The sequence below is a fragment of the Arthrobacter sp. 10N418 genome, assembly GCF_056394725.1.
Window position 1 is genome coordinate 77,943 of record NZ_JBFTIK010000002.1, and the last position, 14,703, is coordinate 92,645.

Genomic DNA, 14,703 nt, shown 5'->3' on the forward strand with positions numbered 1-14,703 from the left:
CCTGACTCTTCCTTTGCCCCATTCCGAACCTGAAACGAGTGCACCTCCCATGACGGCCGCGACCACCACACACCCGGAAGCTTTCCGGCCCGCCCTGCACTACACGGCCCGGAACACCTGGCTCAATGATCCCAACGGCCTGATCCACAACCAGGGCCTCTACCACCTCTACTACCAAAACAACCCCTTCGGAAACACCTGGGGAAACATGTCCTGGGGCCACGCGACGTCGGAGAACCTCGCCCACTGGACCGAACAGTCTGTCGCCATTGCCTGCGACGAGCATGAGGACATATTCTCCGGCAGCATCGTGTTCGACAGCCAAAACAGCAGCGGGTTCGGCACCGAGACGGCGCCCCCGCTGGTGGCCATTTACACTAGCGCCTACAAGGAAGCCTCGCCGTTGCACGGCGTCCAGGCGCAGTCGCTGGCCTACAGTCTCGATGGCGGCTTCACCTGGATAAAATACGCTGGCAATCCCGTGCTCAGCCGCAACTCGGCCAACTTCCGTGACCCAAAAGTCTTCCGTTATGACGGCGGGGCGGACTCCTACTGGGTGATGGCGGCCGTCGAGGCCCACGACTACAAAGTAGTCCTCTACAAGTCCGAGGACCTGAAAACCTGGGAACACCTCAGCGATTTCGGCCCTGCTAACGCCACCGGCGGCATCTGGGAGTGCCCGGACTTGTTCGCTTTGCCCGTGGACGGCAATCCGCTGGAGCTGAAGTGGGTCCTGACGGTGAATCTGAACCCCGGCGGGCCGAACGGCGGGTCAGCCGGGCAATACTTCACAGGAGATTTCGACGGCGTCAATTTCACTTCCGACTCCACCGTCACCCGCGGGGAGCAGGACCCCGACCGTCTACAGGAATACAACTGGCTGGACTGGGGGCGGGACTATTACGCCGCAGTCTCCTTCAACGACGCTCCTGACGGCCGACGGATCATGATCGGCTGGATGAACAACTGGGACTATGCCAACCAGATCCCGACTTCACCCTGGCGGAGCCCAATGTCTCTGCCCCGGGAACTCTCCCTTGCCACCGTTGGCGGCCGCACCAGGCTGGTCCAGAACGTCGTAGAGGAAGCCGTATGCCGCGATCAGGCGCCGGCAGTTAAGGCCGGCCCGATGCGTTTAGTTGAGGAAACACGCCCGATCCCAGCCGCCACACACACGGTTCAGCTCATCGAAGCCGAGTTCACGGCAGGGACGGCCGAAGAATTCGGCCTCATCGTTCGAGGGAGCGGCGCGGAAGGAACCCGAATCGGCATCAATCCCGCCCAGGGCCGACTCATCCTCGACCGGACCACCTCCGGCGACACCGGCTTCCACGATGGATTCGCCTCCGTTGACACCGCGCCAGTTGACCCCCGGGACGGCCGATACAGCCTGAAGATCTACGTCGACCACTGCTCCGTTGAAGTCTTCGCCCAACGCGGCGAGCTGGTGCTCACCGACCTGATATTCCCGGACAAAACAAGCACCGGAGTCTCCATCTACGCCCACGGCGGCTCCGCAACACTCGAGAGCCTGACGATCACGCCCCTGGCATAGGCCAAGCGGGCCTCAGATGGCACGCGCAAACCGGAATACGGCCGTAGCAACAAGACCTGGAAGAAACACGAGCATGGAATACCGCAAACTTGGATCCTCCGGCATGTACATCAGCGAACTGGCCTATGGGAACTGGGTCACCCACGGTGAGCAGATCGACCAGGCCGCGGCCTGCGTCCGGCAGGCCCTGGATCTGGGCATTACCACCTTTGACACCGCCGACGCGTACGCGGGCACGTGCGCGGAACACACGTTGGGTGAAGCGTTAGCCGGTGTGCGGCGCGAAAGCGTCGAGATCTTCACGAAAGTCTACTTCCCTACGGGCGAGGGCCGGAACGACCGCGGGTTGTCCCGCAAGCACATCATGGAGTCCATCAATGGCTCCCTGAAGCGGCTGCAAACCGGCTACGTGGACCTCTATCAAGCCCACCGCTACGACTATGAGACGCCGCTGGAAGAAACCATGCAGGCCTTCGCCGACGTCGTCCGGCAAGGAAAAGCCCTGTATGTCGGCGTCTCCGAGTGGACCCCGGAAGAAATCCGTGCCGGCGCCGGACTCGCCCGGGAACTTGGCATTCACCTCATCTCCGACCAGCCCCAGTACTCCATGCTCTGGCGGGTCATCGAAAAGGAAGTCGTGCCCACCTGCGAGGAGCTGGGCCTGGGACAGATCTGCTGGTCACCCATGGCCCAAGGCGTGTTGACCGGAAAATACATCCCCGGCCAAGATGCCCCTGCAGCATCCCGCTTCACAGGTGAGGACGGCGAGCTCAAGTCAGACAACCGCTACCTGACCGAAGACATCCTCGCCCGCGTCCAGCAACTCAAACCGCTCGCCGCGGACGCCGGCCTGTCCATGCCGGCACTCGCCGTCGCTTGGGTACTGCAAAACCCCAACGTCTCGGCGGCCATTGTCGGCGCCTCACGCCCCGACCAGCTCATAGACACCGCCACCGCCGCCGGAGTGAAACTTGACCTTGCCCTGCTGGCCCAGGTCGATGACATCCTGGATCCGGTCGTTGAACGGGACCCCGCCAAAGTGGAGTCCTTCAGAACCCGTCCGTGAATTGAACTACCGGCGCTAGACCCGTCGACGCCGTAAACGGGCCACGGACGGCTCCATCACTCGGCTGCGATGGAACCATCCGTGGCGGGACGTTGGCTGCTCGGACATTCAGTCGATGTCGGAGTGCACGTCCCACCGTCAGGCTAAATCCGGGCCGGGCACTTCGCAATCGGCCGGCGTGATTTAACCTTGGGAAAACCTTGGGTCGCGTTGGCGTCGCCCTCGGTCGCGGGCGGCCCCGCCCTCCGGGAGTGTCCACCCCGGGGTGGATGCTCCCGGCGCTTCCTGCATGGCACGATTCTTCCCATGTCTTACACAACCATTGACCGTGTGGCGACCGTCACCGAACACCGGGAACTGGCGGGCCACGTCGGCTGGGAGGACTCCTTCCGCTGGGAGGCCATGCCCGGCTCGCTGGCGGGATCCTGCTGCGGCACGGTGGTCCTGGACGAGGGCGGAAACATCGTGGCGATGGGACGCGTCGTCGGGGACGGGGCCTTTTTCTTCTATGTCCAGGACGTCGCCGTGCACCCGCAGCATCGTCGGCGGGGTCTGGGCACGACCATCGTGCAGCGGCTCCGTGCCCAGGTGACGGCGCTGGCCGGGGGAACAGCCTTCCTCGGGCTCTTCTCCACCCCTGAGGCGGAACAGTTGTATCTGGGCACGGGTTTCGCCGTTCAGCCGGGCCTGACCGGAATGTGGCGGCTCGTGGGCGGGGAATGAGGCTGCGCGGTGGTGGAGAATGCGTTCATGACCAATGACGCTCCCCGCCCGGTCTACTTCCTCTCGGACAGTACGGGCATCACCGCAGAAACGCTCGGCAACACGTTGCTGACGCAGTTCCCCGAGAACAATTTTGACCGCATCACGATCCCCTTCATCACCACACCCGAGCAGGCGCGCTCCGTCGTCAAGATCATCGACGGCCTCGCCGCCACCGGCCTCCAACCGATCGTCTTTTCCACTGCGGTCAGCACCGACATCCGGCAGACCCTGGCGACGTGCAAGGGCATCATCGTGGACCTCATCGGGACCCATGTCGGACAGCTGGAGCACGCCCTCGGCTCGCCGGCGAGCGGCGAACCCGGGCGGGCGCACGGCCTTGGGAACGCGGCGCGCTATCAGTCCCGGATGGCCGCCGTCGAATATGCCATGGAGCACGACGACGGCCAGAGCCTGCGGGCGCTCGAAAAGGCGCAGGTCATCCTGGTGGCGCCGTCCCGCTGCGGCAAAACACCGACCACGATGTACCTGGCGCTGCAGCACGGGATCTTCGCCGCCAACTTCCCGCTGGTGGACGAGGACTTTGAAAAGGAGGGGCTTCCCAAGCCCCTGAGGCCCTTCGTTTCGAAGTGTTTCGGCCTCTCCTCCAACCCCCTGCGGCTCAGCCAGATCCGCACCGAACGGCGCCGGGGCTCACCGTATGCCTCGCTGCGGCAGTGCGGCTTCGAGCTGCGCAGCGCCGAGCGTTTGTACGTCTCACATGGGATTCCGTACCTGAATTCAGCCAGCGTCTCCGTGGAGGAGATGGCGGCGACAATCCTGCAACGGATGAACCTCAAGCATTAGGGAAAATTTTCACAAACCCCGTGTGGCGCACGTCATGTGGAAACAGCGCTAAAGACCTGTCACTGTGGACAGGACTTGCGCCCATCAACCGGCAATCGCCGCGAGCGGGGCGGCGCCCCTGCATGCCACCCTCTGCAAAGGAGCAGTAACTATGACGACAGATATCCTGTGGTTCTCAGAACTCGGACTCAAGGACCTGGATCGGGTCGGCGGCAAGAACGCCTCCCTCGGGGAGATGGTGCAGAACCTGACCTCTGCCGGCGTCCAGGTGCCCGACGGTTTCGCCACGACGGCGGACGCGTACCGCCGCTTCCTGGCCGATTCGGGCCTGGACCAGAAGATCGCCGACCGGCTGATCGGACTGGACACCGACGACGTGACGGCGCTGGCCTCCGCCGGCCAGGAGATCCGGTCCCTGATGCGCGAGACGCCCTTCCTGGCGGACTTCGAGGCGCAGATCCGCGACTCCTACCAGCAGCTGGTCGAGAAGCACGGGAGCTCCGAGGACCTGTCCTGGGCCGTCCGTTCCAGCGCGACGGCGGAAGACCTCCCCGATGCCTCTTTCGCCGGGCAGCAGGAGACCTTCCTGAACGTCCGCGGCATCGAGAACATCCTGCACGCCATCAAGGATGTCTTCGCGTCCCTCTACAACGACCGTGCCATCGCCTACCGCGTGCACCACAAATTCGAGCACGCCGAGGTGGCACTCTCGGCGGGAATCCAGCGCATGGTGCGCTCCGACGTCGGGGCCTCCGGCGTCATGTTCACCATGGACACCGAATCGGGATTCAATGACGCCGTCTTCGTCACCTCCTCCTACGGCCTCGGCGAGGCCGTCGTCCAGGGCGCCGTCAACCCGGACGAGTTCTACGTCTACAAGCCCGCACTGCAGGCCGGCCGTCCCGCCATCCTCAAGCGCGGACTCGGGGAGAAGGCCCTCCAGATGACGTACACCACCAGCCGCGAAATCGGCCGCACCATCGACTTTGTCCCGGTTGAGGCGTCGCTGCGGAACCGCTTCAGCCTCACGGACGACGACGTCGAGCAGCTCGCCCGCCACGCTGTCGCCATCGAGAACCACTACGGCCGCCCCATGGACATCGAATGGGGCAAGGACGGGATCGACGGCGGCCTGTACATCCTGCAGGCGCGCCCGGAGACCGTGCAGTCGCGCCGGGCAACCGGCAGCCTCAGCCGTTTCCGCCTCAACGGGACCGGCCGGGTGCTGGCCGAAGGCCGCGCCATCGGCCAGCGCATCGGGGCCGGTAGCGTCCGCATCCTCACCTCCATCGACCAGATGGCCGCGTTCCAGACCGGCGACGTCCTGGTCGCCGACATGACCGACCCGGACTGGGAACCGATCATGAAGCGCGCCTCCGCCATCGTGACCAACCGCGGCGGACGCACCTGCCACGCGGCCATCATCGCGCGGGAACTGGGGATTCCCGCCGTCGTCGGAACCGGGGACGCCACGGACTCCCTGTCCGACGGAATCGACGTCACCGTCTCCTGCGCCGATGGTGAGACGGGCGTCATTTACGAAGGACTTCTCGACTTCAACGTCGAGGAAACCGAGATCACCCAGCTGCCCGAGGCTCCGGTCAAGGTCATGATGAATGTCGGCACCCCGGAACAGGCGTTCACGTTCGCCCAGCTGCCGAACCACGGCGTGGGCCTGGCGCGGCTGGAGTTCATCATCAACCGCCAGATCGGCATCCACCCCAAGGCCCTGCTGAACCTGGACGAGCAGCCGGCCGACGTGGCCGCGGAAATCCGGGAACGGATCGCCGCGTACGACGGCCCGCGCGACTACTACATCAAACGCCTCGCCGAAGGGGTCGCCACCATCGCCGCGGCTTTCGCGCCCGAGCCTGTGATTGTGCGCATGTCCGACTTCAAGTCCAACGAATACGCCAACCTCCTTGGCGGGCCCGCCTACGAGCCGCACGAAGAGAACCCCATGATCGGGTTCCGCGGCGCCTCACGCTACCTGGAGCCCTCGTTCCGGGACTGCTTCGACCTCGAGTGCGAGGCGATGTCGTTCGTCCGCAATGAGATGGGCCTGACCAACGTCAAGCTGATGATCCCCTTCGTGCGCACCGTCGACGAAGGCCGCGGGGTCATCGACCTGCTCGCGGAGAACGGACTGCGCCGCGGCGAAAACGGACTGGAAGTCATCATGATGTGTGAAATCCCGTCAAACGCGCTCCTCGCTGACGAGTTCCTGGACCACTTCGACGGCTTCTCCATCGGCTCCAACGACATGACCCAGCTGACCCTGGGCCTGGACCGGGATTCCGCCATCGTCGCCGGCAGCTTTGACGAGCGCGACCCGGCCGTCAAGAAACTCCTGAGCATGGCCATCAAGGCTTGCAAGGAGCGCGGCAAGTACGTGGGGATCTGCGGCCAGGGACCGAGCGACCACGCCGACTTCGCCGAGTGGCTGGTCAGCGAAGGCATCGATTCCGTCTCGCTGAACCCGGACACGGTGGTGGACACGTGGCTCCGCCTGGCGGGCGCCGCCCAGGCAGCCGAGGCACTGGCCGCCGATTAAGAACTAGCCGATGACGTCGCGGGGCATGCTTCATGCCTCTCGCCACGGACGACTACACCCCGGTCTTCGGACCGGGGTGTTTTCTTTTCAGCCCTGGCCCGGGGCCCGGTATCCCAGGGCGGCGCTGGCTGTTTTTCCCGCTGCAGCGACCATCGGACCGAGCCTCGGAACGTCGTCGCTGCTGACCCGCTGGGTCGGAAAGCCCAGGCCCAGGACCGCGGCGAGCTGGCCGTCATACCTGAACACGGGGGCGCTGATTGACCCGACGTCGCTGTTGCGTTCACCGAAGGCGGCAAAAAACCCCTGCGTGCGGGCCAGCTCGGCCTGCTCGTCCAGCTGCGTCCAGCTGACAGGGGTCGACGGCGTAAACGGGCTGAGCTCCGTCCCGAGCAGGGCCTCGCGGGCGCCGGGATCGAAGGCGAGGAAGATCTTCCCCGGTGCGCCGGCGTGTATCGGCATGACCTGACCGACAAGGAAGGGGCGCATGACGACGTGGCGGGTCTCCGCCACGGCCACCACCGTACGGTACGCGCCGTCGCGCATGTACAGGCAGGCTGATTCCCCGGTAGCGTCCCGGAGCTCCTGAAGGACCGGCCGAACCAGCCGCACCACATCCAGGCCCAGTGTGCCGGGGGCTGCCCATTGGACCATCCGCAACCCGATCCTGTAGCGGTCCCCGTCACGGTCCAGGAACCCTTCGCGGACCATGTTCTGAACCAGCCGCTGGCACGTGCTGGCGGGCAATCCGGTGGTGCGGGCGATCTGCTGAAGCGTCGGCTCAGGGGACTCGATGGAGAAGCAGTTGAGAATTTCGCTGACCTTGCGCAGCACAAGGATCGGAGTTGTCCCTGCGCCCTGTTCTTTCGCCACCGTTTCGTTCGCCACTGTTTCTTTCGCCGCTGTTTCTTTTGCCACCGGGCTGCCGCCTGCCACCTGCCACCGACTTTCTTCTCGAGTGTTCATCCTAGCCAGCCGTCCCTGCTCCGGGGCCATGACCGTTGACACATTCAGGATAAACCCGCAGGATGGGTTGGGAAACCACAATGTGGGTTTAGTTCATGCCAGCCACAGGCAGACGCATGAAGATCCCGATAAGGATATGGAAGCGGCAATGACAGCACCTGAAGCACAAGGCGCCCACCAGGCGTCCGGAAACGGTGGGGGGAGCTCAAGGATCGGCCTGATCGTTCCCAGCTCCAACACGACCATGGAGACCGAACTCCCGGAGATGTTCCGTCGGCAATCCGAAGCCACCGGGCACTCCTACACGTTCCACTCCGCCAGGGCGACCCTGAAGAGCGTGACACCTGAAGAACTGGCGGCCATGGTCGCCAAGGCCGGTGAATGCGCAACGGCCGTGTCCGACGCCGACGTCGACGTCATTGCCTACGCGTGCCTGGTGGCCGTGATGGCCCAGGGGCCCGGAGCCCACGAAGGCTCCGAGGAGGTCATCGCCGAGGCAGCCGCCGGGAACGGGCATCCCGCTCCCGTCACCAGCAGCGCCGGGGCGCTGGTCCGGACCCTGCAGGCAATGGGCGCACGCAAAGTTGCCATGGTCACCCCGTACCTGCCCGAGCTGACCAAAATGGTCGCCGACTACATCGAGGGCGCGGGGATCGAAGTGCAGGACGTGATCGGCCTTGAGGTGGCGGACAACCTGGCGGTCGGCCGCCTGGACGCGGCCCAGCTGCCCTCCATAGCCGCACGCCTGAACCACACGGGCATTGACGCCCTGGTGCTTTCCGCCTGCGTCCAGATGCCTTCCCTGGCAGCCGTCCAGGAAGTGGAGGATGCGCTCGGGATCCCCGTCGTCACGGCGGCCACAGCCACAACCTACGAAATCCTCCGGGCACTCGGCCACGACCCGGCCATTCGCGGCGCCGGACGACTGCTTTCCGGCCTCATGGCGCCCGTCGCCGCAGCCTAGTCGCCAGCAAACAAATCCAACGTGGGCAGCACGCCCACACGCGTCAGAACAATGGAGTGATGATGACAGTTCAGGAAGTGACCCGTGCGCAGGCCGTACGGCGTGCCACGATCGCAAGCGTAGTCGGGACCACGATCGAGTGGTACGACTTTTTCCTCTACGGCACGGCGGCGGCGCTGGTGTTCCCGCAGCTGTTCTTTCCCGGCCAGAACGCCTTCGCCGGCGTCCTGGCGGCGTTCGCCACCCAGTTCGTCGGCTTCATAGCCCGCCCTGTGGGCGCGGCCATCTTCGGGCATTTCGGTGACCGGATCGGACGCAAGACAACGCTCATGGCCACGCTGTTCCTGATGGCTTTCGGCACCGTGCTCATCGGCCTGTTGCCGACCTACCAGAGCATCGGCATCGCTGCGCCGATCATTCTCGTGCTGCTGCGCATCATCCAGGGGATCGGTGTCGGCGGCGAGTGGGGCGGCTCGGTCCTGCTGAGCATGGAGTGGGGCCACGAGAAGCGCCGCGGCCTCTCCGCCAGCTGGCCGCAGATGGGCGTGCCGATCGGACTCGTCCTTTCCACCGGCGTCGTCCGCATCACGTCCGGGATCACGGGTACTGAGGGCTTCGCCGCCTATGGCTGGAGGATTCCGTTCATCCTCAGCATCCTGCTGATCGGCGTCGGCCTCTTCGTCCGGATGCGCGTCGTCGAAAGCCCGGAATTCGAGGCCGTCCGCAAGGCCAACAAGGTGGTCAAGAACCCCCTGATCGAGGTCTTCAAGCGCCAGCCCAAGCAGGTCCTGCTGACAGCACTGGTCCGCACTTCGGAGCAGGCGCCGTTCTACCTCTTCATTACCTTCGTGCTCACGTATGCAGTCAAACAGCTCAAGCTCAACAGCAACTCGATCCTGGACGACACCCTCATTGCCGCCGCGCTGGGCCTGATCAGCATTCCGGTCTTCGGCCGGCTTTCGGACAGGTTCGGGCGGCGCCGCGTCTACGGGATCGGCATTGTCCTGACCGCCGTCTTCGCCTTCCCCTACTTCGGCCTGCTCAACACCGGCAATGCGCTGCTGGTGGGACTCGCGATCATCCTCAGCCTGCTGCTCCACGACGTGCAGTACGGGCCGCAGGCGGCCCTGATTGCTGAAAGTTTCGACGCCGATATCCGCTACACCGGGGCCGGCATGGGCTACCAGCTCGCAAGCGTCGTCGCCGGCGGACCCGCCCCGCTCATCGCGGCCGCCCTGCTGCAGGCCACCGGCGACTCCACGGCCATCTCCATTTACATCATCATCTGCTGCGCCATCAGCATGCTCGCGTTGATCCTGCTGCCGAAACTCTCCAAGTCACTCGCTGCCCCGGCGCCGGCACGTGTGGAGGGCCTGGTATGAGCGTCCACAGCACCGGAGGGCACGGCACAGACGTGATCAATGAGGCCGCCCCGGGCTGGAGCGCACGCGGACGCGAAAGGCCCGCCGCGCGGGCCGCCGGACTGCCCTCGGCAACCGATCCGGGCTCTGCCCTGGGCGATCTGGTGGTACTGGACCTCACCCGCATCCTCTCCGGCCCTTTTGCCACCATGACCCTCGCCGATCTCGGTGCCGACGTCATCAAGATTGAACAGCCCGGGACCGGCGACGACACCCGGCAATGGGGGCCGCCGTTCCAAGGCGACGAGGCGGCATATTTCCTCTCGGTCAACCGGAACAAGCGCAGCCTCGCAGTCGATCTCAAATCGCCGGAGGGCCTGCAGATCGTCCAGGAGCTTGCGCGCCGGGCTGACGTCGTGGTCGAGAACTTCAGGCCCGGAACAGCCGCCCGCCTGGGACTGGGCCATGAAGAACTGTCCCGCGAGAACCCCGGGCTCGTGTACGCCTCCATCAGCGGATACGGGCAGACCGGCCCCGAAGCCGACCGGGCCGGGTACGACGCCATCGCCCAGGCACGCAGCGGCATCATGAGCGTCACCGGCGAGACTGAGGGACCCCCGGTCAGGGTGGGCGTCAGCAGCGCCGATCTGGTGGCCGGCATGTGGGCCACCATCGGCATCCTCGCAGCCCTTCATGAGAAACAGCGGACCGGGACAGGCCAGTGGGTGGACATCAGCCTGCTGGACGGTTCCGTTTCCTGGCTGACCTACGTTTCGAGCGGGTATTTTGCCAGCGGGGAAATCCCCAAGCGCTACGGATCGGCCCACCCGACCATCGCCCCCTACCAGGCCTTCCCCACGGCGGACGGGTTCGTCATGGTCGCCGTCGGAAACGACAGCCTCTGGCGGAAGTACGCCGCCGCCGTCGGCCGCGGCGATCTGGCCGCGGACGAGCGCTTTGCCACGAACCCGTCGCGGGTCGCCCAGCGGGAAACCCTGATTCCGCTGCTCGAAGGCGTCATGCGGGAACGGACCACCGCTGAATGGGTGGCCGTCCTGGATGCGGCGGGAGTCCCGGTGGGACCGATCCAGACCGTGGACGAGGCCTTGCGGGATCCGCAGGTCCTTGCCCGGGACATGGTGTCCGAGCTCGTGCACCCGACTGCAGGGCCCATGAAAGTGGTGGGCTGCCCCGTCCGGCTGACAAGGACGCCACCGTCTGTCCGCACGGCCCCGCCGACGCTGGGCCAGGACACGGACGACGTCCTCGCGGGGCTGGGCTTCAATCCGGACCGGATCCAGTCGCTGCATACGAGCGGGGCAGTCCAGTGACGGCCGCCGCGGAGCAAAGACTTGACCTTCCGCCCGCTGCCGCAGCCGGCCATGTCGCCGTCCTGGAGGTGGGAACAGGTGAACGGTTCAATGCACTCAGCTCCCCCCAGTGGCGTGCGCTTGAAATGTCCGCGCGCAACCTGGCAGCCGATCCCTCAGTCCGGGCGGTCGTCATACGCGGCGCCGGCGGAACCTTCTGCTCGGGCTCGGACCTGAGGGAGTGGCAGGACGCCACCGGAGCCGACGTTTCCGACGCCTTTTCCGCCATCGAGGGGGCCCTGCAGGCCATCGAGTCCATCCCCGTTCCCACGGTGGCGATGGTGCAAGGCGTCGCCACGGGGGCCGGCTGCCAACTGGCGCTGGCCTGCGATCTCCAGGTCCTCGAAGCATCCGCGCAGATCGGCATGCCGATCGCACGGTTGGGCATGCTCATTCCACCGACCTTCGCCAACCGGATGTCCTTGCGGATCGGTCCGTCCCGTACCAAGGATCTCCTGTTCGGCGGCAGGCTGCTGACCGCCATGGAGGCCCTGACGATCGGCCTGGTGAGCACGGTCGTGCCCGCCGGCGGCGCCCCGGAGGAGGTGGCCCGGCTGACGGGGCGGTGGAGTGCGATGTCGCAGGCGTCCCTGCGGGCGTCCAAGGCCGCCGTGAATGACGGACTTGCCCCGCTGGAGGGCCCGGCCCGCGCCCTGCCGCAGGGCCCGGCGTCGGACGGCGAGGAATTCTTCCTTCGGGTCAACCGCTTCCTGCGCCGCAAACGCGCCTAGGGTCCGCACCAGGGCCTGTTGACCGCGGGCCCGCGGCTGAGTACGGTCGTGCGCATCTACCGGGCTCGCGACGTCACCAGCAGGAGGCTCCGATGGGCAGCGCAGACTACGAGTTCACGACCGTGTGGCGGGTAGCGGGGTCTCCGGAGGAAGTTGCGGCCATACTCGGTGACGTCACCACGCTGCCCCGTTGGTGGCCGTCCGTCTACCTCAGCGTCGAACCGGTCGCCGGCGCACCGGAGGGTGGACGGGCCGGGCTCCCCCGGCCCGTCCGGGTCCATGCGAAGGGCTGGCTTCCTTATACGCTGCGCTGGACCCTCACGGTCACCGAGCCCGTGACGAGCCACGGCTTCGCGCTCACGGCGGCCGGGGACCTCATCGGAACAGGCCGCTGGACCTTCGAGCAGGACGGCCCGGAAACCGTCATCACCTATGACTGGCGGGTCAAGGCCGCAAAGCCGCTGCTGCGGCGGCTTGGCTGGATACTGAAACCAGCGTTCGCAGCCAACCACCGGTGGGCCATGGCCCGCGGCCAGGAGAGCCTCGCCCTGGAGCTGCGCCGCCGCCGGGCACTCTGACCCCACTCGGACCTCCGGGCCGACGGGCGCCACCCGTCTGGCGGCTGGACGCCTGCACAACAAGGCCCCTGCGACTCAGCCGTTTGGCCATTGAATCCGGCAACCTCCCCGCGGTTAGCTAAGTCACATCAACATTCCCCCGTGACCCCAGGAATCATCGTGACTCTGCAATACTTCCGGGCCGCCAGCGGCCCCGCCCGCTGGGACGACGTCAACGCTCCGGCAGCCCTGGCACAAACGGCCAGCGCATCACAGGGCGCCGTCGCCCTCGCCGGGATGGACACGTGGCCGGCCGCCAACGGATCCTGCCCGGACGACTGCCATTACTGTTCGGGACCCGAAACGGACTAGGAGGAGGATCTCCCCGGATTCCCGATAGAATCTGGGGAACGCCGGCCGCTAGCCACCAGGGAGGACTTCGTGCGCAAACACTCCGCCCGGACTCCTTTCCATTCCCTCCGTGCGGCCATGATCGCCACCGCCATGGTGACGCTTGCCGCCTGCGCCCACGTCCTGGCCGGCGGCCAGCTTCCGGCGGCCGGGATCCTGTTTGCCATCGTTGCACTGGCCGGGCTCGCCAGCACCGCGGCCACCCGCCTCAAGCTTGGCTTCCCGGCTGTGGGGGCCTTTCTTGGCGCCGGGCAGCTCGTCCTGCACGAGGCCTTCACAGCGTTTGGCGGATCGGTCCCCGGACCGGCGGGCATCGCCGGTCCGCACCACGCGGCCCCGGCCATCCCCGCCAGCGCGCTGGGCCATCTCCAGTCCCATGCGCCGGATTCACCGCTTGCTGTGCTCATGATTGCCGGCCACGCGCTGGCCACCCTCGCCTGCGCGCTGCTTCTGGCCCGGGGCGAGGACGCCTTGTGGGCCCTCGCCGCTTGGCTCCGTCCGCTGGTCCAGCTCCCTACCCCGGTGCGGCCCGAGGCGGGCGCGGTTCCGGCGGCCACCGGCTGGCCGGAGGCCGGTGTCCCGCTGCCCTGGCGGAACGAGCGGCCGGACTGCCGCCGCGGCCCGCCCGCCGCCGTCGCCCTTCCCTGACATCCCCCCGGCTGCGGCCACTCTGCCTGACCTTCGCAGGCTATTCCGCCGCGCCGTCCCGCTTCTGCGCCCCAGCCTGTAGTGCTGCGCGCACGCCTGAAAGGCAACCCCTCTTGAAACGATCACCGAACATGTCTACGCTCCGGCTGCCCCTTCCGGCGACGGCCGCAGCCCTGGGTACTGCGGCCCTGATGCTCGCCGGGATATCCGCCGCTTCCGCGCACGTCGAAGCCACTCCCGACTCGACCGCCGCCAATTCCTACGCCCTGCTCACCTTCGCGATCCCGCATGGCTGCGACACCTCCGGAACCACCAGGATGAGCATCACGCTGCCCGTCGAAATCAACGATGCGCAGCCCACGGTCAACCCGAACTGGACCGCCCAGAAGGTGGTGGAGCAACTTCCCGAACCGAAGAAGATGGCCGATGGCACGTCCGTCACCAAACGGACCAGCCAGATCATCTACACGGCCAAGGCGCCGCTGGACCCGGAGCTCCGCGACACCCTGGTGCTCTCGGTGAAACTGCCGGACGCTGCGGGGAAGACCCTCTACTTCCCCACGCTGCAGACCTGCCAGCAGGGGCAGACCGACTGGTCCCAGATCCCGCAGCCCGGCCAGGACGAGGAAGCCCTCAAGGCGCCGGCACCGTCCGTGACGATCACCCCGGCAGCCGCCGACGGGCACAGCGCCCACGCGGCCGGCTCCGCGGCAGCCCCGGACACGGCAGTCCCAACCGCAGCGGTGACTGACGACGGCGCCGGTGCCCGGAGCTGGGCCGGACTTGCTGCCGGCCTTGGCGGTCTGCTGCTCGGCGGGCTGGCGCTGGTCCGCAGCCGCACGAAAAGGGGACTCGGCGCGGCCGGTTCGGCACCTGATTCGGGACGCAAGGAGTAGCTGACCTCGGTTGATGCCCGGAAATTACAATCCGGGCATCAATCAGGCTCCGCCGTCG

Annotated in this window: 14 protein-coding genes; 13 read left to right on the forward strand and 1 reads right to left on the reverse strand. The window is 66.4% G+C overall.

Going from position 1 to position 14,703, the window contains the following annotated elements:
• Positions 1-49: 49 nt before the first annotated feature.
• The 5 genes from AC1DCZ_RS01780 (at position 50) to ppsA (ending at position 6,744) form a co-directional block, all read left to right on the forward strand.
• Positions 50-1,555 carry a glycoside hydrolase family 32 protein gene (locus AC1DCZ_RS01780; RefSeq protein WP_476973143.1) on the forward strand — a complete coding sequence of 502 codons (1,506 nt, stop codon included), beginning with the start codon at positions 50-52 and terminating at the stop codon, positions 1,553-1,555.
• A gap of 73 nt (positions 1,556-1,628) precedes the next feature.
• The gene (locus AC1DCZ_RS01785; protein ID WP_476973144.1) at positions 1,629-2,621 is read left to right on the forward strand and encodes an aldo/keto reductase family protein; all 993 of its coding nucleotides are present in this window, start codon (positions 1,629-1,631) and stop codon (positions 2,619-2,621) included.
• Between the two features lie 306 nt (positions 2,622-2,927).
• Positions 2,928-3,344 (forward strand): GNAT family N-acetyltransferase, encoded by a 417-nt coding sequence (locus tag AC1DCZ_RS01790; protein WP_476973145.1) that lies wholly within the window; start codon positions 2,928-2,930, stop codon positions 3,342-3,344.
• A gap of 27 nt (positions 3,345-3,371) precedes the next feature.
• Positions 3,372-4,190 (forward strand): pyruvate, water dikinase regulatory protein, encoded by an 819-nt coding sequence (locus tag AC1DCZ_RS01795; RefSeq protein WP_476973146.1) that lies wholly within the window; start codon positions 3,372-3,374, stop codon positions 4,188-4,190.
• Positions 4,191-4,341: 151 nt separating this feature from the next.
• Positions 4,342-6,744, forward strand: a complete 2,403-nt coding sequence (gene ppsA, locus AC1DCZ_RS01800; protein ID WP_476973147.1) for a phosphoenolpyruvate synthase — start codon at positions 4,342-4,344, stop codon at positions 6,742-6,744.
• 87 nt (positions 6,745-6,831) lie between these two features.
• Here ppsA and AC1DCZ_RS01805 read toward each other — a convergent pair whose 3' ends face one another.
• Entirely contained in the window at positions 6,832-7,629 is a 798-nt protein-coding gene (locus AC1DCZ_RS01805; RefSeq protein ID WP_476973148.1) for an IclR family transcriptional regulator, read from the reverse strand.
• Between the two features lie 226 nt (positions 7,630-7,855).
• On the opposite strand from AC1DCZ_RS01805, the gene AC1DCZ_RS01810 reads away from it, so the two are divergent.
• From AC1DCZ_RS01810 to AC1DCZ_RS01845, 8 genes are all read left to right on the forward strand, one after another.
• On the forward strand, positions 7,856-8,671 hold the full coding sequence (locus AC1DCZ_RS01810; RefSeq protein WP_476973149.1) for a maleate cis-trans isomerase family protein: 816 nt from the start codon (positions 7,856-7,858) through the stop codon (positions 8,669-8,671).
• A 59-nt stretch (positions 8,672-8,730) separates the two neighbouring features.
• Positions 8,731-10,053 (forward strand): MFS transporter, encoded by a 1,323-nt coding sequence (locus tag AC1DCZ_RS01815; RefSeq protein ID WP_476973150.1) that lies wholly within the window; start codon positions 8,731-8,733, stop codon positions 10,051-10,053.
• Complete coding sequence (locus AC1DCZ_RS01820; protein WP_476973151.1) at positions 10,050-11,363, forward strand: CaiB/BaiF CoA transferase family protein; 1,314 nt, start codon at positions 10,050-10,052, stop codon at positions 11,361-11,363. Before AC1DCZ_RS01815 ends, AC1DCZ_RS01820 begins: the two co-directional genes overlap by 4 nt.
• Complete coding sequence (locus tag AC1DCZ_RS01825) at positions 11,360-12,133, forward strand: enoyl-CoA hydratase/isomerase family protein (RefSeq protein WP_476973152.1); 774 nt, start codon at positions 11,360-11,362, stop codon at positions 12,131-12,133. The genes AC1DCZ_RS01820 and AC1DCZ_RS01825 overlap by 4 nt, the downstream gene beginning before the upstream one ends.
• Positions 12,134-12,225: 92 nt before the next feature.
• On the forward strand, positions 12,226-12,711 hold the full coding sequence (locus AC1DCZ_RS01830) for an SRPBCC family protein (RefSeq protein ID WP_476973153.1): 486 nt from the start codon (positions 12,226-12,228) through the stop codon (positions 12,709-12,711).
• Between the two features lie 159 nt (positions 12,712-12,870).
• The gene (locus tag AC1DCZ_RS01835) at positions 12,871-13,062 is read left to right on the forward strand and encodes a hypothetical protein (protein WP_476973154.1); all 192 of its coding nucleotides are present in this window, start codon (positions 12,871-12,873) and stop codon (positions 13,060-13,062) included.
• Positions 13,063-13,131: 69 nt separating this feature from the next.
• Positions 13,132-13,749, forward strand: a complete 618-nt coding sequence (locus AC1DCZ_RS01840) for a hypothetical protein (protein WP_476973155.1) — start codon at positions 13,132-13,134, stop codon at positions 13,747-13,749.
• A 131-nt stretch (positions 13,750-13,880) separates the two neighbouring features.
• Complete coding sequence (locus tag AC1DCZ_RS01845; RefSeq protein WP_476973156.1) at positions 13,881-14,645, forward strand: YcnI family copper-binding membrane protein; 765 nt, start codon at positions 13,881-13,883, stop codon at positions 14,643-14,645.
• Positions 14,646-14,703: the final 58 nt, after the last annotated feature.